The sequence below is a fragment of the Bdellovibrio sp. 22V genome (assembly GCF_030169785.1).
Classification (GTDB): Bacteria; Bdellovibrionota; Bdellovibrionia; order Bdellovibrionales; family Bdellovibrionaceae; genus Bdellovibrio.
The window spans coordinates 2,889,847-2,910,864 of sequence record NZ_CP125854.1; the positions used below are offsets into that span (position 1 = coordinate 2,889,847).

22 protein-coding genes are annotated in these 21,018 nt (G+C 46.3%); 10 read left to right on the plus strand and 12 right to left on the minus strand.

The window, feature by feature from the left end; all coding sequences use genetic code 11:
* Positions 1-3: 3 nt before the first annotated feature.
* Positions 4-492, minus strand: a complete 489-nt coding sequence (gene greA / locus QJS83_RS13955; protein WP_284605618.1) for a transcription elongation factor GreA — start codon at positions 490-492, stop codon at positions 4-6.
* A gap of 128 nt (positions 493-620) precedes the next feature.
* Between greA and QJS83_RS13960 the strand changes: the two genes are divergently transcribed.
* Positions 621-881, plus strand: coding sequence for a (2Fe-2S)-binding protein (locus QJS83_RS13960; protein ID WP_284605620.1), 261 nt, complete (start codon positions 621-623; stop codon positions 879-881).
* Here QJS83_RS13960 and QJS83_RS13965 read toward each other — a convergent pair.
* Positions 878-1,315: a (2Fe-2S)-binding protein gene (locus tag QJS83_RS13965; RefSeq protein ID WP_284605622.1), complete on the minus strand. Its 438-nt coding sequence runs from the start codon at positions 1,313-1,315 to the stop codon at positions 878-880. The genes QJS83_RS13960 and QJS83_RS13965 overlap by 4 nt on opposite strands.
* Before the next feature lie 111 nt (positions 1,316-1,426).
* Between QJS83_RS13965 and gloB the strand changes: the two genes are divergently transcribed.
* On the plus strand, positions 1,427-2,179 hold the full coding sequence (gloB, locus tag QJS83_RS13970; protein WP_284605624.1) for a hydroxyacylglutathione hydrolase: 753 nt from the start codon (positions 1,427-1,429) through the stop codon (positions 2,177-2,179).
* Here the strand turns inward: gloB and QJS83_RS13975 are convergent, their stop codons facing one another.
* A complete protein-coding gene (locus tag QJS83_RS13975) occupies positions 2,180-3,547 on the minus strand; it encodes a TIGR01777 family oxidoreductase (protein WP_284605626.1) in 1,368 nt (455 codons plus the stop codon).
* Positions 3,548-3,556: 9 nt separating this feature from the next.
* Complete coding sequence (locus QJS83_RS13980) at positions 3,557-4,861, minus strand: cryptochrome/photolyase family protein (RefSeq protein ID WP_284605627.1); 1,305 nt, start codon at positions 4,859-4,861, stop codon at positions 3,557-3,559.
* A 45-nt stretch (positions 4,862-4,906) separates the two neighbouring features.
* Here QJS83_RS13980 and QJS83_RS13985 point away from each other — a divergent pair, with 45 nt between their 5' ends.
* Both QJS83_RS13985 and QJS83_RS13990 read left to right on the plus strand, forming a co-directional pair.
* The gene (locus tag QJS83_RS13985; RefSeq protein WP_284605629.1) at positions 4,907-6,310 is read left to right on the plus strand and encodes an ABC1 kinase family protein; all 1,404 of its coding nucleotides are present in this window, start codon (positions 4,907-4,909) and stop codon (positions 6,308-6,310) included.
* A complete protein-coding gene (locus QJS83_RS13990; RefSeq protein WP_284605631.1) occupies positions 6,307-6,801 on the plus strand; it encodes a TlpA family protein disulfide reductase in 495 nt (164 codons plus the stop codon). The genes QJS83_RS13985 and QJS83_RS13990 overlap by 4 nt, the downstream gene beginning before the upstream one ends.
* On the opposite strand, the gene QJS83_RS13995 is transcribed toward QJS83_RS13990, so the two are convergent.
* From QJS83_RS13995 to QJS83_RS14015, 5 genes are all read right to left on the minus strand, one after another.
* A complete protein-coding gene (locus QJS83_RS13995) occupies positions 6,802-8,055 on the minus strand; it encodes an EF-hand domain-containing protein (protein ID WP_284605632.1) in 1,254 nt (417 codons plus the stop codon).
* 16 nt (positions 8,056-8,071) lie between these two features.
* The gene (locus QJS83_RS14000; RefSeq protein WP_284605634.1) at positions 8,072-9,070 is read right to left on the minus strand and encodes a hypothetical protein; all 999 of its coding nucleotides are present in this window, start codon (positions 9,068-9,070) and stop codon (positions 8,072-8,074) included.
* Positions 9,067-9,507 carry a hypothetical protein gene (locus tag QJS83_RS14005; RefSeq protein WP_284605636.1) on the minus strand — a complete coding sequence of 147 codons (441 nt, stop codon included), beginning with the start codon at positions 9,505-9,507 and terminating at the stop codon, positions 9,067-9,069. Before QJS83_RS14005 ends, QJS83_RS14000 begins: the two co-directional genes overlap by 4 nt.
* Positions 9,507-12,446: a hypothetical protein gene (locus tag QJS83_RS14010; RefSeq protein WP_284605638.1), complete on the minus strand. Its 2,940-nt coding sequence runs from the start codon at positions 12,444-12,446 to the stop codon at positions 9,507-9,509. The genes QJS83_RS14005 and QJS83_RS14010 overlap by 1 nt, the downstream gene beginning before the upstream one ends.
* Positions 12,447-12,603: 157 nt before the next feature.
* Positions 12,604-13,542, minus strand: a complete 939-nt coding sequence (locus QJS83_RS14015) for a cation diffusion facilitator family transporter (RefSeq protein ID WP_284605640.1) — start codon at positions 13,540-13,542, stop codon at positions 12,604-12,606.
* Positions 13,543-13,632: 90 nt separating this feature from the next.
* Here QJS83_RS14015 and QJS83_RS14020 point away from each other — a divergent pair, with 90 nt between their 5' ends.
* Positions 13,633-14,544 carry a COX15/CtaA family protein gene (locus tag QJS83_RS14020; RefSeq protein WP_284605643.1) on the plus strand — a complete coding sequence of 304 codons (912 nt, stop codon included), beginning with the start codon at positions 13,633-13,635 and terminating at the stop codon, positions 14,542-14,544.
* Here the strand turns inward: QJS83_RS14020 and QJS83_RS14025 are convergent.
* Complete coding sequence (locus tag QJS83_RS14025; RefSeq protein ID WP_284605645.1) at positions 14,534-15,151, minus strand: LON peptidase substrate-binding domain-containing protein; 618 nt, start codon at positions 15,149-15,151, stop codon at positions 14,534-14,536. The two genes, QJS83_RS14020 and QJS83_RS14025, sit on opposite strands and share 11 nt — an antisense overlap.
* Positions 15,152-15,229: 78 nt before the next feature.
* Between QJS83_RS14025 and QJS83_RS14030 the strand changes: the two genes are divergently transcribed.
* Complete coding sequence (locus QJS83_RS14030; RefSeq protein WP_284605647.1) at positions 15,230-15,619, plus strand: thiol-disulfide oxidoreductase DCC family protein; 390 nt, start codon at positions 15,230-15,232, stop codon at positions 15,617-15,619.
* On the opposite strand, the gene QJS83_RS14035 is transcribed toward QJS83_RS14030, so the two are convergent.
* Positions 15,604-16,017, minus strand: a complete 414-nt coding sequence (locus QJS83_RS14035) for a (deoxy)nucleoside triphosphate pyrophosphohydrolase (protein WP_284605649.1) — start codon at positions 16,015-16,017, stop codon at positions 15,604-15,606. The two genes, QJS83_RS14030 and QJS83_RS14035, sit on opposite strands and share 16 nt — an antisense overlap.
* Positions 16,018-16,158: 141 nt before the next feature.
* On the opposite strand from QJS83_RS14035, the gene QJS83_RS14040 reads away from it, so the two are divergent.
* From QJS83_RS14040 to QJS83_RS14055, 4 genes are read left to right on the plus strand one after another with little or no spacing between them, the layout of a single operon-like run.
* On the plus strand, positions 16,159-16,839 hold the full coding sequence (locus QJS83_RS14040; RefSeq protein ID WP_284605650.1) for a YoaK family protein: 681 nt from the start codon (positions 16,159-16,161) through the stop codon (positions 16,837-16,839).
* Positions 16,836-18,443: a Na/Pi cotransporter family protein gene (locus tag QJS83_RS14045; RefSeq protein ID WP_284605652.1), complete on the plus strand. Its 1,608-nt coding sequence runs from the start codon at positions 16,836-16,838 to the stop codon at positions 18,441-18,443. Before QJS83_RS14040 ends, QJS83_RS14045 begins: the two co-directional genes overlap by 4 nt.
* Positions 18,440-18,784, plus strand: coding sequence for a DMT family protein (locus QJS83_RS14050; protein WP_284605654.1), 345 nt, complete (start codon positions 18,440-18,442; stop codon positions 18,782-18,784). Before QJS83_RS14045 ends, QJS83_RS14050 begins: the two co-directional genes overlap by 4 nt.
* Before the next feature lie 45 nt (positions 18,785-18,829).
* Positions 18,830-20,416, plus strand: a complete 1,587-nt coding sequence (locus QJS83_RS14055) for a hypothetical protein (RefSeq protein WP_284605656.1) — start codon at positions 18,830-18,832, stop codon at positions 20,414-20,416.
* Positions 20,417-20,447: 31 nt separating this feature from the next.
* On the opposite strand, the gene QJS83_RS14060 is transcribed toward QJS83_RS14055, so the two are convergent.
* Positions 20,448-21,017 (minus strand): DUF366 family protein, encoded by a 570-nt coding sequence (locus QJS83_RS14060; RefSeq protein ID WP_284605658.1) that lies wholly within the window; start codon positions 21,015-21,017, stop codon positions 20,448-20,450.
* Between the last annotated feature and the right edge of the window lies 1 nt (position 21,018).

A 21,018-nucleotide genomic window follows, 5' to 3' on the forward strand; every position in this document is an offset into this window, starting at 1 on the left:
AAATTACTTGTACTCGAAAGAAAGGATTTCGAACTCTTTGTCGCCTTTAGGGCTTTGTACAGTCACCGTGTCATCGGACTTTTTGCCGATAAGGGCACGCGCCAAAGGAGACAAGATTGAAATCATGCCTTTTTTAACGTCCGCTTCATCCACGCCGACGATTTGATAACTGAACTCTTCTTCAGTTTCCGTGTCGACGATTTTCACATAAGCACCGAAAACGATGCGGTCTGCTTTGATCAGAGATGTATCAACGACTTCAGCACCGGCCAATTTGCCTTGAATTTCAGCAATTCTGCCTTCAATCATCGCCTGGCGCTCTTTTGCAGACTCATATTCCGCATTTTCAGAGATATCGCCTTGCGCACGGGCTTCTTCGATTGCACGGATCACAGAGGGTCTTTCTTCTAACAAAAGCTTCTTAAGCTCTGCTTCAAGCATCGCTTTTCCGCGAATTGTCATAGGAAGTTTATCAGTTGTAGGAATAGCCATTTCAGCTCCGTTGTTAGAAGGACACCTGTTTTACAGGATTCCGCCCCAGTTATCAACGCAATGTAATGCGCCGCACCTTAGGCTGGCATCCAATACCTTTTTCGGATGCGTGGCATTACAATTACGTTATGGGCGCGAAGAAAAAGACCGAAATTATTTGCCGCTGCAATAACGTCAGCCGGAAAACCATCGAGGAAGCCATCCTCAATGGCGCTCAGACGTTGAATGAAATCTTCGATAGCACCTCGGCGGGGGTTGGCCCCTGTGGCGGCTCGTGCCGCAGAAAATTAGGCCCTCTTTTAGAATATTATCTGAAACATGGGACATTCCCCGAAAAGATCACCGAAGACCTTACGGGCAAAGACGATCCTAAAAAACCCACGTCTTAAGCGGATTTTTTTCCCAAACGATAATTGATAATTTTTTGAACTTCAGGACGACACGTACCGCAGGCGGTACTTGCCGAGGTCTGACGAGTCACGACTTCCGGCGTGTGGGCGCCGGCTATGATGGCTTGATCCACGGTGTGAGCGGAAACAGTACGGCAATGACAAAGCTCTTCATGCGCATAAGGAAATTCCCATTCGCCACGCAGTTTTAAAATCATTTCTTTGAGCAAAAGACTGGAATGATCATGACCTTCGGGCAGCGGCCACTTCGAGGGATCTTTGCCAAAATTCTTGCGCATGGATTGCATCATGCCCAGGAAGTCAGAGCACCCCAGCAACGAGACTTTTTTAACGGCGCCCGGCGCTTGAGGATTATCTCCCTCACACTCCACCTCGATATAGTCTCTGCCTTCAAGTTCCACTTTGATCTTCATATAAGAATCTATGTTAAAGCATCGCTCATATACGACCAAGACCAGTTATTGTTATTAATCAATCCAACCTAGGTCTTGTGTCCGCATAGAAGACGGAGGAGAATAGTTTCTATGAAAGCTCAACGCGTAGAACTCATTCCTATTTTTGAAGACAACTACGTCTTTGCGATCTTAAACGAAGACCGTAAAGAAGCTTTGATTGTGGACCCAGGCGAGGCGGAGCATGTCGAGGATTACCTACGCAAAAACTCGTATGCGCTTAAGGGCATCTTGCTCACTCACCACCATAGCGATCACGTCAATGGCGTGCGCAAACTTATGGAAAAATTCAAAGTCCCCGTCTATGCTCCGGCGAAAAATAAAAACCAGCTTTCCTTCGCCGATCATTTCGTCAAAGAAGGCGACATTGTTGAACTCGCTGATTACAGATTTACTGTGATGGAGCTTCCGGGACACACCTTGGGACACGTGGCTTATTGGAATGAAAGTAAGAAATGGCTTTTTTCAGGCGATGTTCTATTCGGGCTTGGCTGCGGTCGTCTTTTCGAAGGCACTTATGAACAAATGTATCAAAGCTTGCAAAGAATAAAAGCTCTTCCCGGCGAAACTTTAGTTTACTGCACTCATGAATATACAGAGACCAACCTGCTTTTTTGCAAAATGCTTTGTAATCATGATGATTCTCCGATCACGGGTGACAATGAAGATCTTGAACTTTACGAAAACGAACTCGTTAATCGACGCAGCCTGGATCTGCCCAGCGTTCCCTTGAAACTTGTGATTGAAAAGAAAGTAAATCCGTTTCTTTTAGCGCGCAATGTCCAGCAGTTCACGTATCTGCGGGAACTGCGCAACAAACAATAATCATTTTTCTTTCTTAGGCATATCCATCGTCGCGATGTAACGGCGGCGGAACATGAAGATGTTTTCAACGTCTTGACGCACCCACTGACTGGCCACCAGCCAGCCGGGAAATCCTCCTGGAAGTTTGTAGCGAACCCGGTCGACCATTAAGGTTCCGCCGCAGAAAGGCTGAAACTCGTGCGTGTGATGCCAGAAGCGATACGGCCCACGCACCTGATTGTCGACAAAACGATGCGGTGGTTGCCACTCATCAATTTCGGTTTTCCATTTTACCGGAACACCACGAATCTTTAAGCGGTAATCAATGACCGCTCCTTTATGCAGATCTTCTTTGGGCATGTTTTCAATCTGAAAATTCAACGTCGGAGGCGTAATCATTTCCAGATTCTGCGCATCTTGAAAAAAAGGAAATACTTTTTCAGGAGGCTCGGGAATGAATTGTTCCGCATAAAAAAACTCCTCTTGAACCTTGTAAGGCGCACAGATTTCAGTGAGCGCTTTATCAAGGGTTGGGTATTTAAACTGGAACCCCAAGCTTTGGGCCTTTTCCGCGGAGCCTCGCAAAGAAGACAGCATCACCGTCGAGACTTCCCCGAATAAAACTTTTAAGGCAACAAGCGGAATCGGCGGCCCGAGTTTTCTGCCGACGGCTGCCGCCAACTGCTTGGAAAACTCTTTATTCGTGACCGGCACAGGTGCGGAGCCGTTTAAAGGTCCCTCGACATTGTTGTTTTCAAGAGCAAAAACAAAAAGATTTGCAATATCGGTCAGGTGAATCCAGCTCATCCAATGAGAGCCGTTTCCTAAAGTACCGCCGACACCGGCCCGGAATGGAAATAACATTTCCTCTAAAGCGCCTCCTTGCGGAGCCAGTACGACACTTGTTCGAATAAAAACTTTACGCCCGGGCGCTTTCGCCGCTTCTTTCTCCCACTGAATACAAACGCGGGAAAGAAAGTCTCGTCCCGGCTCATGGGTTTCACTGATAACTTCGTTCCCGGCATGGCCATAATAGCCAATCGCTGAACCGCTAACGAAAACACGTAACGAGTTGGGCAAACTCGCAACCAGATTTTTTGTGCCAGTGACTCGCGATTCAAAAATTTTCTTTTTCTTTTCTTCACTCCAGCGCTCACCGACAACAGGTTCACCGATCAAATTGATCACCGCCTCAACGCCTTCAAGTCGATCATCCCGCAAAGGTCCTTCGCTCAGATCACCCTTGATCACTTCGCAGGGAAATGGCGCCATCTCGCGCGCCTTCGCAAGACTGCGACTGACAATCACGATATGATGTCCTTTCCTCGCCAAGATTTTTCCAACCTCACGACCGATCAAACCTGTAGCGCCCGTCATCAGAATTTTCATAAAACACCCTTACTTTTTTAAAACTTTCGTAAAAGCCTGCAAGCAGCGCCCTCGAGCCTCTGCATGCTCAATCATAGGTGCCGGATACAGTGGCGTATTCCATTCCGGCACCCATCTTCTTATGTATTCATACTGAGGATCAAACTTTTTCGCCTGGGTTTCTGGATTAAAAATTCGAAAGTACGGAGCGGCATCACAGCCAGACCCCGCCGCCCACTGCCAATTGCCGTTGTTCGACGAAAGTTCAAAATCCAAAAGTTTTTTGGCGAAGTATCTTTCGCCTTCGTACCAGTGAATCAATAAATGTTTCGTAAGAAAACTTGCGGTGACCATTCGCACGCGGTTATGCATATACCCGGTGGTATTAAGCTGCCTCATACCGGCGTCCACCAAAGGATATCCTGTCGTTCCCTCACACCATCGCTGCAAGTCCGCCCGCGAGTTTCTCCAGGAAATTTCGTCATACTCGGGACGAAAACTTTGAGTTTCAACTTGAGGAAAGTGATACAGGATCTGCATGAAAAAATCCCGCCACAACAATTCGCTTAACCATGTTGCGGAATATTTTCTGCCTTCGCGCGCCAGCTCCCGGATGCTCAGAGTTCCGAATCGTAGATGCAATCCCAAATGAGAAGTCCCGTGTTGCAAAGCCGGAAGATCGCGGGTTTGGGCGTAGTTTTTGAGAAGCTTTGTACTAAGTTCTTTACCCGGCAGTTCGATCTGTGTTTCCTTAAAACCGATATCATTAAGGGCGATCATTTTCTCCGGTTTTACTTTGGCGTAAGAGCTTTCATACAAGTGATTGGGATAAGATTTTAAGTAGAACTCTGACAACGTTTTAAGGACTTTGTTCTTGTAGGGAGTGAAAACCGTGTAGGGCTTGCCGCTGCCATTCAGGATTTCGTCTTTTTCAAAAAGCGTTTGATCTTTATATGTCTTGAATAGAATTCCCTGTGCTTTCGCCCATTTCTCGACGGCGGCATCGCGTTTTCGCGCGGACGGCTCGTAATCATGATTGGTATAAATGGCTTTTATTTCCATTTTTTCGTGGAGATTTCTAAAAACCTCGAGGGGCTTCCCGTGTCGCACACACACGTCACTGGATTTTTTTTGCAACGCCTGTTTGAGTTCCGTCACAGTTTGGTGAATAAAGGTCACTCGAGCATCAGAGGAATCGTCAAGTTTACTCAGGATGTCAGTATCGAAAATAAAAAGCGGAAGAACATTTTCATTTTCTTTCAGCGCATAAAAAAGGCCGGCATTATCTTCCAAACGAAGATCCCGGCGGAACCAATACAGCGTCAGCTTTGCCATAATAAAAGTTTAACATTTAACAAAGTTCGGGTAAATTCGAAGGGCATGGACGACAAGAAGTCTGTTAAAAAACAAACCAAGAGCATTGAGCGCATCAAATCGTCGATGTTTTCCCGTAGTATGTCCATAGCCAAGCTGACTCTTCAGGCAGGAGCGAATCTAGCGCAACATAGTGTTGCATCCGCTCTTAAAAACAAAGAAGAGCGCGAACAAAACTGGAAGAAGCTGCTGCAAAATCAAGCATCCATCATCAGTTCTGAGTTGGGTGAATTAAAAGGCAGCCTGATGAAGGCCGGGCAGATGCTTTCGATGTATGGAGAACATTTCCTGCCTCCTGAGGCCAATCAGCTTTTGAAATCTCTGCAGAATGATTCACCTCCCCTGACATGGGAGGCTATTGAACCCACTTTAAAGAAACATCTTTCGCCGGAAAAGCTGGCGCAGTTAGAGATTGAGCGCGAAGCTTTGGCGTCGGCTTCGATGGGGCAAGTGCATCGCGCCCGCATCAAAACCACAGGCGAATCTATCGTTTTAAAAATTCAGTACCCGAACGTCGATCGCGCCATTGACAGTGATCTTCGCGCCATTCGAACTCTTTTAGCGACGTTAAAACTTCTGCCAAAAGATTTTAATATGGATTCTGTTTTTGCGGAAGTTCGCGAGATGTTGGTGCAAGAAACTGACTATGAATTAGAAGCACGCTTGACCGAAGATTTTCATGATCGTTTGCGAGACGATTCCCGATATGTTGTTCCTCGCGTTGTGCGCGAATTCTCAGGACCCAAAATTCTGGCGACGACGTTTGAGCGGGGCCTGCGCGCCGACGACCCGTTAATTCAAAGTCTTCCGCAAGAAAGGCGCAATCGTTTAGCTTTGAATTTCTTGGACCTTTATTTCAAAGAAGTTTTTGAATGGGGTGTCGTGCAAACCGATCCGCACAGCGGGAATTATCGTATTCGCATTGATCCTCAGGGACGGGATCAGCTTGTTCTTTTGGATTTTGGCGCGACTCGCTCTTATCCGGAAGAATTTTTAAATCCTTACCGCCGCATGATCAAAGGCTCGTTATTAAATCGCAGTGATATTTTCACCGCGGCGGCCTTGGACCTGCGTTTTATTCGTGAAAAAGACGACGAAGAGCTGAAACGCCTTTTTGAAGAATTCTGCTTCGAAACGGTCGAGCCTTTTATTACCTACGAAGATTCGCGCAATAAGAACAAGCAAATTCATCCTGACGGCACCTATGACTGGAAAAACACGGACTTGCCGCAACGACTTTCGAAAAAAGTGTTTCAAATTATCCGGCATTTTTCGTGGCGTACGCCTCCCCGTGAGATGATTTTTTTAGACCGCAAAACAGGCGGCGTTTTCATTTTCCTTTCTGTTATGGGAGCAAAGATTCGCGGGCGCGACGTTCTGACGAAATACATTGAGAGGATCCAAACTTGAGATTTTTATTCGTGATTCTTTGTGGGCTTGCGACTGCCAAAGCAGCCTTCGCGGAAAATATTCCTAATGTCGACTTTAGGCGCTTCACGGCCGTTCCTTTTAACAAACAGGCACTTCCTTTATCAATGGGCGATCTGAAAGGAAAGGTCGTCCTTGTCGACTTCTGGGCGTCCTGGTGCGGGCCTTGTAAGGAAGCCCTTCCTCACTACAATCGACTGCAAAAGAAGTATAAAGATCAAGGCGTTGTTTTTATCGGCATTAACGAGGACGATGATGCGAAAGAACGGGATGCGTTTTTAAAATCTCAAGCCATTGAGTTTGCGCAGTATCTGGATAAAAACAAAGAGATGGCCAAAGATTTTAAAATCCAGGCTCTGCCTTCGCTTTTTGTCTTTGATAAAAATTTAAAACCTGCGGCTTTGTATCGCGGTTTCGACGACAAAAAGCCACAGGCTTTAGAGAAGAAAATTCAGGAACTTTTAGCGCGGTGATTATCTTTGGCTGAGCTTCGTATTCACAGGAGCCAACCAGATATCGACAACCTGACCTTCACGAACTTTGCCTTTTTCTTTCCACCAGAATTTAGATCTTTCACGCGCTTCAGCTGTTTGACCGATAGGCTGCACAATTCCCTTTTCGTAGTTTAAGGAAATCTTCATCACCTTTTTAGAAAGCGCAACCAGCTCTTCTTTCTGAGAAACACCGTCACCGTTTTTGTCATTCCAAAGGACTAATTTTTTGAACTCTTTATCTTTTTTATCAATAAATCCGTCGCCATTGGAATCGAACTTTTTCAAGACCTCAAATCCGTTTTCTTCAGAAGCATTGTCACCAAACAACTCGTCCTTTTTATCGATTTTACCCGAGTGATCGCGATCGAGAGCTACGAACCAACCTGGCGCATTGGCTTCAGGCCAAGAAGTTCTTCCCATAGGGTTTAACGGAAAGTCCGTGGTATTAGCAAACGTAGGACGATTGTCATCAAAGAAAACCATTAAAGGCGACCAGTAACCGCCACAGAATCCCGTTTGTCCTGGGAATGAAACGTTGATATCCACGTTGGATTTATCTGGTGAAATCGTCACTCCTCCGAATGTCACAGAAAGAGGACCGTTTTTTCCCATATAGTCACCGCAGTTTGTTGTCGCAGTGTAAGAGGAATATCCATAAGCGCCATAGACTGCAGGACCTCCGCATTCAGTAACTATTTGCGAGAACGAATAACTCTCCAAGTAAACATCGCGGTCGGCAGACACGGCGATATTACCCGAAGAATCCACGGTCACACCTGCTGGAATGGGTGTTCTTAAAATGACTGAGTTCCCCCAGATAGCCGCGCTTCCGCCGCCGTTGATTTTGAACTTGTCAGGGTCCATAGCGCGAATAGGTTCGTTCGACGTCAACCCACCTTTAGCAACCAAGGCCGCGGGATACTCAACACTCATCGGATAACTTTTCCCGCCGATATTAACGACAAGATCACCTTTGATGATGGCCGTTGGAGCCACAGGATTTCCGACACCACGCAAGTTCGTTCCAAAGCAAGAATTGTTAATTTTAACGATTGTTGTCGCCTTCCCTGAGCGGGTCACCAAACCTGTCGCCGGCGCTGAAATAACCGTCTCTCCTGACGTTGTGGAATTCACAGACATCGGAAAGTCTTTGTCAGACTCCGCGGCATACGAGGATGAACCTAAAGCAAGTAGCAGCGCGAGCAAGCTTGTCGATTTGATTGATTTCCCCATAACGTCCCCCTAAAACTTACAGACCTGCCGTCTGTACGTCTTTTTTCTTCTCTACTTTTTTAACTTTAAAATAAATCATTCGTTTAAGTACGGAATCGCGCTTGAAGCTTAACTCCGCAACCTTATCCGCCATTAAAAATGGTTCACTCCACTGGCCGTTCTCATAAACCGACTTATAGAGATTGGCTGGCGTCGTCTGCAGGCGCGTGTCCTCGTATTTTTTAATAAAGTACTTCACGATTTTCACAGCACGTAACCGTACAATCGGTTGACCACCACCAATGGAAGGCAGCGTTCTCAAAAACGCATCCGCGGAGTTGATGTCCGCCTTCGTTTCGGGATGCTTGATATTAAGTAGACTCTTCATCACAGGATCAATCGCTAGAGCCTGCCCCTGAACTGCGCCCACAAAAATCGGACTTCGCGGCGCGACCGTCATATTGACGGAACCATTAGATTCCACGGGACGCAAACGAGCCGGCGTATCCAACATCAATGCTTTGCCGGGCACCCAGAAATTTTTTCGATAGGTCTCCACAGATTTATTTCTATTCAAACTTTGAAACTCTAACGTCGCCGACGTATTGAAATCCGCAGGAGGATTGCCGATTAAATACGCCATCGGAGGGTCATAGGTCATAATTGCACCCGCCGTCGTATCCTGAGTCATAATAAAAAATTCTGTTCGACCACCCAACTTTAAGCTGACGTTGCGCTCAGCTTCCGTCGTCAAAATATTCGCAGGAATATCAGGATAGTAATCGAAGAACGGGCGTCCTTCGTCATCCTTCACAGTTAAATTATTATAAGAGGGATCCACATTGTTGAGATCTTGAAAGATGATTCGCTCAGCTAAAGTGGTGTCGATCGAATCTTCAAGCTTCTCTTTTAGATTCGCTTGATCTTTCGTCACCATAAGCTGCGTCGCCACCATAACAGATGTCAGCAAGGCCACCAGGCCCACGCCAACAACAACTTCGACTGCTGTGAAACCTTTTCTATTTAAAGTCATCATTTTGCACTCACCACAAAAATATAATCTTTGGGTTCAGACCACGTTTTATGTGTCATACGCAACGTCACTTTATAAAGTCCCCGATAGTCGCCATAAGGCTGAATCGTGTAACCATACGTTCCGGCGCACTCCTTACATTCACTGCGAGGGAGAACTTTACCTACGTCCCACGCCATCGGCAGATTTTCCAGCGCTAAGGCATTGGATGTGCCTTCATCTTTGTAGTTAAAGTTAATTTGATAGTTTTCGACGCCAGCTTTAATATTCTCTGCGATATCGTTGACTTGTTTTTCTGTTGAAGAAAAATTCACCGTTTTCGCCGTCGTCTTACGAAGTTGCACCATACCGCCCGTAAACGCGAACCCGACGATGGTGATCAAACCAAGTCCCACAAGGGCTTCTATGATTGTTTGACCTTTATTATTTCCTATTCTCATTAGATGCCTCCTTCACGCGATTGCTCGACCACGAAGAAGCGAACAAGACGACGCTTACAAGAAGTATTTGAAGCTCCTGGCAACATCCCGCAGTCAGGATCGACAGCAGTCCATTGGAACGGATCCGCTTTCGCACGAAGACTTATTGTATTACATGTCATACGATCAGCCACTTGCTGTACCGATGGAATCGGATGCCAGATCGGATCTTTAGGGGCCGCATCGCAACTCACACCCGTTTGCGTGGAAAGAATCGCCGGATTTCCCGCTTTACGCAACTCCCGCGTCGCTTGCGGGTGATAGATGGAACTCCAAGTAATACCGGCTTTAATAGCTTCTTTATCAATGCGCGCTTTTGATACGATAAACGTACCGATGATTCTTAATGGAGTCGTGCGTTTTTCAATTTCCAACTCATCGCAGGCAAAGAAACCCGTGATGAAATCAGAACTGCTTTTAATAACGCATTTTCCAACAATCGAATACACCATGAATGTGGCATTCGCACGCGTGCGATTTTCCAGAATAAGTTCTTTTACTCCCGGAATCACACCTGGCTGAGTGCCTCCGGCAAAATTCCAAGAAGTGCGTGTACTTGGCGCGAAGTTCGTCGCCCATCCAGTTCCACCGAAGGATTGAGAACTTTGCGCATTACGTGCCTTTTCACACTCTTCTTCCAAGGCACCATAGTCCGTGTTGTCTTCTGCCAAGTTCAAGGCTGAAGTGTTCGGAGTTCTTGATACGTTGTACGGAGCTTCTAAACGCGTCTGAGCCGCATTGAAAGAGAAATTTAAGTAACCCAATAATTTTTTATTCGCCGGATCTGTAATTGATGATGAACGGTAGTACGTACCGTCGTAAGCCTGAATCCCCACGACTGGAGCCACCAGATTTCCGTTTTTATCAATCAGATTTCGGGCTCTCTCAACGGTCACGTCAAGATTCAACTTATCTTGCAAATAATAACTATATTTACGCACAAGCGACGTTTTGAATTCGATCACTGGCGGATTTGCAACAATGTTCAGATACGAGTTATAAGCCGTTCTTTTTTCGTCGTACGTTTTAGATGTCGAATTAACGACTGTTTGCTGTTCCGGCAACTTGTTGTTGTTATAGTTACTAATAGCGCTTTGCAAACTCGAAATTTCCGCCTTCAGTGCCGCAATCACATCAGGATCTTGATACATGGAAGGATCCGCAGTAGGCGAAGGGCTTGGCGACGCCGTCGGTGTCGGGGAAGCCTCTGCAACAATCTGGCTTTCCGTTTCTTTAGTCTCTTTACCGCCACCGCTTGGTGACGCTGTTGGAGACGGCGATGGCGAAGGAGACGGCGAAGCTTTTGGTTTTACAGGCTTAGCTTCCTCTTCTTTCAATTTGTTTTGTGCAATTGAAAGATCTTTGCGAAGATCATCCACGTCTTTAAGCAGCTTATCATAACTTGAAACAGCAGCATCATAGGCCGTTTTAGCCGTTGTCACTGCTTTTTCTAAGCTGCTTTTGAGAGCTGCGGATCCAACCTCAGGAACTAGTGTGATCGTACCTGATCTAGGAAGCTGGGCTTCCACCCAACGATCACCCAAATCCAGACGAATTTTTACCATCGCATCATTATAGTCAGAGGCGTCTACATCAATTGTTCCACTTCCCCAGCCTATGGTGTTTGAAGTCAAACGATTGGTTTGGCTCGAGAAATAGTTTCCCCGTGTTAGGAAAAGACGATAGTTGAATTCGCTTTCGTCATTTACTGACGTGTATTCCGAATCTAAAAGATTCGCTGCCAGTTCTGATCTATAAAGATTTTCTTTCGAAGCCTTTTGCAAACTCAATTGAATACACCGCGACATCAAGTCCGTGCTCGGCTGAGTGGCATTAAGAATTCCCGCAAAGTATTGCAGTCCCAAATCCAAACCGCCGTCATTCTCAATACCTTTAAGGAATCCACCGAACGTACGATTGTCAGACCAGAAACGATCCGTCATACCACCGGCCGTTCGAGGCGCAAAGTTTTCACCTTTAGAGACAACCCATCCGTTTCCTAAATAAACACGGTCGGCGAAAGTGACACCCGCATAAGGCAACGCACTCACGTCGCTTCCCTCAGGCGCTACGTCTTGTGGCAAGTGAATATTGCGATTCACGAAAACCGGGCTTTGAAAAATAAGCCCTTGGCTTTTACCCAATTCTTTTTTGCTGTCAAATTTATGCAACGAAATGTCGCCCGGATCCATCTTCGCATCCCACTGTGTATCCAGATGCAAATCGTTAGGCACAACCAACGCAAAGGAACCCACCTCACGCGGATAAATGACGATTTGTGATTCAAGAGTCAGCTTCGTCGAGCCCACTTGCAAAGGGTCTACGATGTCACGGTTGGCTTTAAGAGAGATTTTGACTTTTAAATAAACTTCTTTACCGGCTTTCGGCAAATACGCACCTTCGTCGCGAGAAATCTCCACAGCAATCCCATCCACCTTCAGAGGATTGCCATCCATTCCTTTTACCATTTTAAGCTGGCGAAGAACCGGAAACATGGGATGTTTTTCCGTAGCTGCGGAAACGCGAAGGTAGCGATACATTCTTTGCATGCGAATGTCTGGATCGTTATTGCCCAAGCTACGAATAAATTGTTCTGTTTCTTTGGACATAATGATGCGCTCGACGTTCCCGTCGTGTTTAAGACCGCATCTTTCGGGAGTATCGTTCAACAACATATCGTCATTCGTGAAGCAGTACTTCTGACGAATTCCGAAAATCACATAATCCATAGCACTGTTGAGCGCAAAACGAAGGTTGACCAAGTTGGCCGTTTTCCCTACTTGCTCCTTCTGTCCGATCACGTAGTTCGTGAGGAAGTAAAAAGAAGTACTCATCACGGCGGTGGCAGCCAAGATTTGCAACAAAACATTACCTGCTGAGTTACGTACCGACTTAAGCATAAATGTTTCCTTACTTTTCCTGGTTTTCTTATCGGCAGAAAAGGACGAAAACTTGCACAAAATCGAGATTATAAATAATTTGAAATTTAACAGCGTCTCAGAGTGAGAAAGTGAGGCGCCGTGAAAAACTCATATCTCAAGATGGGACCTTGGCATCCTACTTGTGTTCGGGATCGACACAAGAAGCACTGAAAGTTTCAGTTTCGATCGTGGCTTCGACGATTCCGAATTCTTTCACCAGATTTTTGACTTGCACCTTCACGCTTTCCATATCTTCGATGGTGGAGCCATCCGCAAGAACAACGTGAGCCGTGAAAATATGATTCTCACCGTCCAAAGACCATAAATGTCCGTGATGGATATCGACGACCTTGGGAATTTTTCGAACCGCAGCCTCGACCGCGCCTTCCGCGATTTGCGCCGGAGAAGCCATCAGGAAAACCTTTAGAGCTTCACGCAGGTTTCTGAAAACATTATAGAGAATCCACGCCGCCAAAGCGATCGCCATCCCCGCATCGAGCTCGGGGATATCGAAAAACTTCATCACGATCGCGCCGATTAACACCATCACCCAACCCATGACGTCTTCGATCATGTGCCACATCAACATCTTTTCGTTCAAAGATTCGCCCTTGGATACGCGATAAGCGGCAAAACCGTTCACGGCTACACCGAGGAACGCCAAAAGAATCATGCCGTTTGCGTGAGGCTGCTCAGGCACAAGCAGGCGCGGAACGGATTCGATAAGAATGAAAATGGAGCCCGCGACAAGAATCACACCGGTAATCACCGCCCCTAAGGTGGAGAAACGACGGTACCCGTAAGAAAAACTGCCATCACTTTTTTTATGCGAAAATTTCTCGAGGAAGATCGCCAGCAAGACGGCGATCGCGTCACCAAAATCATGAAGGGCATCACTGAGGATCGCAACGGAGTTGGTCCACAATCCTCCAACAAGTTCGATACAAGCAAATCCCAAATTCAGCGCCAACGCCATCTTCATTCGGCCTAAAACATCGCCATGACCATGGTGGTGATGGTGACCATGCGAATGTGAATGAGAGTGATGATGCTGGTTTTGTTTTGCTTCTGACATAGCGTTATTAAACTCTTTTCTGGGATTGGAAGTCAATCAAAGGCCCCTCACATTGACCCCTTTTGACCATCATGATATCCCTTTAAGCCTATGACAAAACCTCAATACAAGAAACTTGCATTTGGCCTTTTGTTTTACACCCTGCTCGTCATCTTATGGGGTGCATGGGTGCGCATTTCTCATTCCGGAGACGGCTGCGGCGATACATGGCCTTTATGTCATGGCCAGCTCATTCCGGAAGCGCAACGTGGAAAAACTTGGGTCGAGTACGCTCACCGCTTGATGTCGGGAATTTACGGTTTTGTCGTGATTTATTTTTGGTGGGTTGCGCGCAAAATCTATCCGAAGACTCACTTCGTACGCAAAGCCGCTCTGGCGACTTTGATTTTTACAATCACGGAAGCTCTGCTCGGCGCAAAACTCGTCCTCTTTAAACTTGTTACAACGAACGACACTCCTTACAGAGCTTTCGTTATGGCTCTTCATCAGATCAACTCTTTTATGCTCACCGGGGCCGTCGCTTTAGCTTTCGCTGCGGCGACATTAAAGGAAGATCTTAAAAAACCTTCTGAAGCGGACCGCCGTTATCGGCTTCTTCCTTGGGTGATTGTCATAATCGGCATCACTGGAGCTTGGGCGTCCCTCTCGAATTCTCTTTTTCCGACTGACAATCTTTGGGAAGGCTTCATGGCGGATTTCTCCGGCGAGTCGCATTTTCTCATTCGCCTGAGAGGCCTTCATCCACTTCTAGCTCTTCTAGGCGGAGGTGGACTGGCGCTCTTTTTCTGGGTGAAAGCGCAAACGGCAGAGTCTCTTTTAATTCAAAGACGGTCTTATCAAATGGCTTTAACTTTGATCACGGGCATTGTCTTTGGAATTGCGACCCTTTTGCTTCACGCTCCAGTGTGGATGAAAATCGCGCATTTGGCACTCGCGCACACTATTTGGGTGATTTTGTTGCAATGGGTTTTCTTCGTGCGCAGCGAATCTGTTAGGTTGTAAGTTCGTTTGATTCCATCAAACGATGAAGGAAATGAACTTTGTCGTTGATGTCGTCGTATTCAAGAACCATCTGTTGCAGATCGTAATCACGCACAAGATAAGAGGCGAAGCTTCCGACAATTTCTTCGGGATGCACTAAGCTGCGCATGAAAAGATCACGCTGAGCAGGCTCTGGGATATGAGTTTGAATCCATCTTGTAAGAATCTTATAAAGCGAATCGAGTTCCGGTTTAAATTCAGGTTCGAGAATTGTTTTTTCCGGAATGATTTGTCCTTCGCAAATAATGTAAGGCGTCCCGCGATCAAGGACCTTTCCCAAACGTAACTTGCCTTGCCCCTGCAAAAAGATCAAAAGGGTCCCGTTCACTCGCTCTTCAATGATTTGCGCGTAACCGTATCCTGCGATCTCACGCACGAAGGGGACTTTCTCTCCCGGGCGAACGGATGAGACTTTAGACGGGTCTTCAATATATCCGAGAGCAATAGGTGTTTGAGTTTGCACGGCTTCCTTAATCATAGAAAGGTAGCGCGGCTCAAAAATATTGAGGGGCTTCGTCGTCCTCGGAAACAAAGTCACGTTGACTAGTGGAAAAAGAAAGACTTCCATGCGAACCAGACTCCTCAACTTGAACCTTTATTATAAAGACTGTAGCCTATAATTGCTATGGAAAAGGTGGACTTAAAAATGAGAAACGTAGTCTTTTTCGACGGTGTCTGTCACCTTTGCAATGGTTTTGTCGATGCTGTGATCAGCCGGGACAAAGCTCACCTTTTGCTTTTTGCGCCACTACAAGGGACGACGGCCGAAGACGTTTTGCCGCAAGAAGACCGGGTCAAACTTGATACAGTGATCTACTTTGAGGCAGGCAAAATTTATTATCGGTCGGCCGCTATTCTCAAAATTCTTACGAGCCTGGGCGGAGTCTATAAACTCTTTAGCATTGCGTGGATTATTCCCGCTCCCCTGCGCGATTTCCTTTATCGTATTATCGCAAAAAATCGCTATGCCTGGTTTGGTCAAAGAGAGTTTTGCCGACTGCCGACTCCGGAAGAGCGCTCTTACTTACTCCCTTGAATCATCTGCACAAAAGGCCTGTCGGCCGCGGAGAGCTCGTCAACGACGATGTCTTCGGACTTGCACCACTTAAAGGCGTCGTGCTCGGTCAGAACAATATCCCCTTGATCGGTTTCAGCCCAATAAACCCGCAAACGAATAAGCTTGGTCGGATAAGCAAAATCTTGCTCACCTAATAAATCTCCGACGCGGATAGAGAGCGATAATTCCTCGTCGATCTCACGGATCAGCGCTTGCTCTGGCGACTCGCCTCTTTCAACTTTGCCTCCGGGAAACTCCCAAAACCCCGCGCCACTTTGTTCTGGCCCACGGCGCACGACTAAGATCTTCTTTTCGGGGTCCGCATAGCGCCGAATCACTGCAGCAACAACAAGGACGGGTTCGGTCTTCTGAGACATGATCAATAACTCCCTATAGACCTAAGTATATAGGTGTCTTTTGTATTTTTAGAAGAGATGTTTTACTCTATTTGCAGTATGTTTTCCTACTCGCAGACTCTCTCTCACTTCAATCGATCGAATGTTGCAATCTGGCTCTCGATGGCCTTTCAAGCAGGCGCCATCAATACGGGCGGCTATTTAGCCTGTCATCGCTTCGTCAGTCACGTCACAGGCTTCGGCACGATGGTGGGAACGGAAGCGGCTCAAGGAAAATGGTTTCATACTTTGGGAGCCCTCTCCGTTCCGGGATTCTTCATCGGCGGCACGATGCTTTCGGCGTTCTTCGTAGATCGCCGTATTCAAACAGGCCGACGTCCTCTTTACCCGATCGTATTGTTTTTGATTTTAGCACTGACGGGAATGGTTGCCGTTGCGGGAAACATGGGGCTCTTCGGGAAATTCGGCGAAAGTTTTCTTGCGCGCGATTATTATCTTCTTGCCGCGCTTTGTTTGGCGAGCGGAATTCAAAACGCCACGATCACTTCTGCTTTCGGCGCGATTGTGAGAACCACCCACTTAACAGGAATTACCACGGATCTGGGGATCGGGGTGGTTCGAGTGATCAGCCACTCCCACAAAATCCAACCGCGCAACAATGAGATTCGTGCGAACTGGATGCGTATCGGGCTCATTTCTTTCTTCACTTTAGGATCCTTCGTTTCCGCTTACGTTTATCTTCACGCGCAGTATTGGGGCTTCCTAATTCCATGTGGAATTGCTACAATTCTTTTCTTTTGGAGCTTAGTACATTTTAACAAAAAGCTGGATAATGCATCATGATTGACACCCATAACTCCTATTTCATCATCCTTGTCAGCGGTGTCGCGCTGTTCTTGTACGGGATGGGTTTAGCGTCTTCATCTCTTGAGAAATTGATGGCAGGGAAAATCACAAGCCTGCTAAATCGTCTGTCGCAGAGTAAATTTTTAGCGATTCTTACAGGCGTTATTCTGACGACTCTGATGCAAAGTTCGGGAGCGGTGACTTCCATGCTCGTGGGCCTGGGCTCCGCACGCGTTATCAATCTTCGTCAAGTGATGGGCGTGATCATTGGGACCGCGATCGGCACCACACTGACGGTGCAATTCATTTCTTTAGATTTGGGTCAGTACGCGCTTCCTACGTTTGCGATCGCGTTTGCGTTTTATTTTAAAGCCAAGAAAACGGTTTTCAAAAATCTCTCTCTTGTTTTCATGGGCTTCGGTCTTCTTTTCTTGGGTTTGAATCTTATCTCAGTTTCTTCGCATCATTTTGCGGAAAATCCTCTTTTAACAGATTTATTCCAAAGTGTTCGTGATAACCCAGGTTATTCGTTGCTGATTTCCATCGTGTTCTGCGCTTTTGTTCAAAGCAGTGCCGTGACAATCGGTTTGGCGATGAGCTTGGCCATGGTGAAGGCGATCACATTCTACGATGCGATGCTGTGGGTTTATGGCGCTAACATCGGAACGACTTCGGTCGCCTTGATCGCTGCCGCAGGAGGAAACTACGTCGGCCGCCAAGTGGCATGGGCGCACTTCTTTTACAAAACGATCAGTGTGGTGATATTTTATCCCTTCACACAGATTTTTATCGACTTCCTTTTGACGTTCGATACGACTCTGGCGCGCTCGATTGCCAACGCCCATTTGATTTTCAACGTTCTTTCGGCCGTGATCTTTTATCCATTCATCAACAAAGGCGCGGAACTCATTGAAAAAATGTTCCCCAAAGCCGCTTCCGAAGAGTTTGGGACTGAGTTCGTGAACTTGAATAACTATCAAAGTTCGGCCCTCGCCGTCTCTTACGCCAACCGCGAGATCATGCGCACCGCTGATATCGTTCTGGGCATGATTAAAGACTCGATCCGTCTTTTCGAGACGAATGATCCGAAAGATTTTGATTCCATCAAAGACCGCGACAACAAGGTGGATTTCCTGTATCGCGAGACAAAGATGTTCTTGCTTGATCACGCGAACAAATCCAATACGGTTGTTCACCAAAACGTGATGAATATGATCATGTTTTTAAGTGACCTGGAGCGCGCGGCCGACGCTATTGATATCAATATCCTGGCTTTGGCCATCAAGAAGAATGCTTTGAAATTGGAGTTTTCTGAAGAGGGCTGGTCGGAGATCTGCAATATGCACCAACAGGTGGTTAAAGTTGCGGCGATGGCGATCAACGCCTACCAAAATAAAGAACTTTGTGAAGAAGCTATTCAGCTTAAGCGCGATCTTGCAAAAACAGAGATCACCCTTCGCGAAAACCATATCAGTCGTTTAAACCGCGGAATGCATACATCTATCAATACAAGTTCGATCCACTTAGATCTTTTGAGTGAGTATCGCCGTATTGCAAGCTTGCTTTGCAATCACGCCTATAATCAAAGGTCATCCACATGATGCAAGCAGCGACCCCTGTCGGACTTCTTATTCTTTCAAATATCTTTATGACATTTGCCTGGTATGGGCATTTGAAGTCGTTTAAGGATTCGGCCTTGTGGGTCGCGATCTTGATCAGCTGGGGTATCGCCTTTTTTGAATACGTCCTACAGGTCCCGGCCAACCGCATGGGCTACGGTCAGTTCACGCTGCCCCAGCTTAAAATCATTCAAGAAGTGATCACCATGGCGGTGTTTGCGGGGTTCTCAGTTCTCTATATGAAACAACCGCTGAAGCTTGATTTTCTCTGGGCGGGTTTATGCCTTATTGGCGCCGTTTACTTTATTTTTAGGTCCCCTTAAAAAATAATGCATTTTTCATCTCACTTTAAGATATAATGAACTCATATGAAGTTCATATACGTGCTCGAAGATGATGAACGTATACAAAAGGATCTTTTTGAAACTTTAAAAAGCATAGATCCAAAGCTTCATATTCGCTTTTTTCTCAACCTAGCACAATTCCACGAATGGCTTAAGGTTGCGGTCCATGAAGGCCCGAAGGCTCTCGCGCCCGGTGGCCAAAAATACAAAGATGATACAAGTGAAGATATCGAACCCGCGAGTACGCATGAGCTGCGTCTTGTTGTCGCAAAAAATGAATTTTTAGGCGTTCAGAACATCGGCCTGATAAAACGGGCTCAAGAATTCTTTTTGCGAAAGAAAATGTGCTCCCCCCAGGAGCCAACGGCTTTAGTTCTTACCGCCTTTGACAGCCCGGATTTCGACATCGGACTCGCGGAAGAACGCATCATCAACAATGTGATTTTTAAGCCATTCGACAAGCTGATTCTTAAACAGCACCTTGAGTACGCCCTGACTGGACATCACCCGGTAAACACATCCACGGTCGCTGCGATGAAAATCCATTCAACCATCGAAATGCTTAAGGAAGTTTCCTTAAATAGCATCTCCGAAATCGGCTTTACGACTTTGAACAATCACGAAATCAAACTGGGCGCGATGACTAAGTATTACAGTGATTCTTTTAAGAGCGGAAACAAGCGCAGCATCTTCGCCTATTGCAACTCTTGCAAAGAGCTTTCGCCCAAAGAATTCCTGTGTGAGTTTTATTTTTTCGGCGCTGACAACGATCAAATCAGCCAAATTCGCCGCACCATTCTTCAAGATAAAAATCACGAAGCCAAAGACGTCCAAAACACGCACGGCAACCCTCTAAAAGTTTTGATTTTAGACGAGGACATGCCTTTAAACGTTGAAATGAAAGGTTTTCTTTCGGAAAAATTTAGCAACGTGGAGGTCTTCTCTTACTCGCATTATGGACAGCTTTTGTCGGATCTTGCGGACAAGGACACTCCCAATAAACAAGAATTACCGGCGCAATTCGATCTGGTGTTTTCGAACTATCAGATTTTTGAAATTGAAAAGCAAAGAAGATGGGAACAGATTTGCGAGTACCTGAAAGAACGCGCGAAGAAACACACGACGGAGTATCGTCAGCCGGAACTCTTTATTGTTTCCAGAAAAAAGATCCCCATTGATGAAATTAAAAATCTTTCTTTATGGATTAAAGAAATCTTTTTTACGCCTCTTGATAAGGGATACATCTTTAAAAAAACTCTTTCGCAGTACTCAAGCCTTGTGAACAAAGCGCCCGCTTCTGTCGCCAGCATCAATGATAAAAGCACATTAAAAGTCGCCAACCCCGTCGAGATCACACAAATCTCTGAAGCAGGACTTGTCCTGAAATATTATCGCGCAATCAGCACCGGCGCTTTTAGAGAGTTCGTTTTATGGCGTCCCGAAGAAGTGGATACGCCTGAAATCATAGGCACAGTGAATTTCACTGAGAAAGATAAAGGCGCTGATTATTTCCTAAATCACTTCGTTTTTTTCGGTATGAAAGACATGTATTTGAAACACATCCGCCTGTGGCTTCGCGAGGCCTACATCAAGGCTAAAGAAAAAGGCTAAGTCCTGTCCCTTAAGATTACTACAACCTTAGTTAAGGAACGGGGCGCACTTTTTGCGTCGCCGTGACGATGGAAACATACTCGTTTCTAAAAGATGTCATGAGGTCCTCGGCCACACGGCGAGGATCTAATTTTAAATCTTCCAGAGACAACGTACGAACCGGCGTTCCTTTATTGGTGATATTCATTGCAAAATGCACCAGCGTAGATACCGGAGACTTCGTCGCAATACTGATACTCAGTTTGCGATCGCCTAGATAAATATCATCGCCATCCCGATGAAGAGAGGCCTCCCCTAAGCCCGCCTTGGCATTTTTCTGGAGATAGTCTTTGCTGATAGAAGCAAAAAGTCTTTGCAGCGAAACGCCCGCAAACAAGTCGCGATCAAAGACTTCGATAATAAAATGAAGCATCTCATCGCCTTGAATGACGGCTTTTGCCAAAAGGTCTTCGCCATCAACCATGTGATCAAAGGAAATAGAGCAAGGCCCACGCCAAGAAACAATCGAAGGTCCCAAAATACCGTGATCCAAATAGCCAAATAACGAACGCAGCTGAGTTCCGTCATAGGCAAAATTCTTTTCGATAAAATGCGTGTGCATA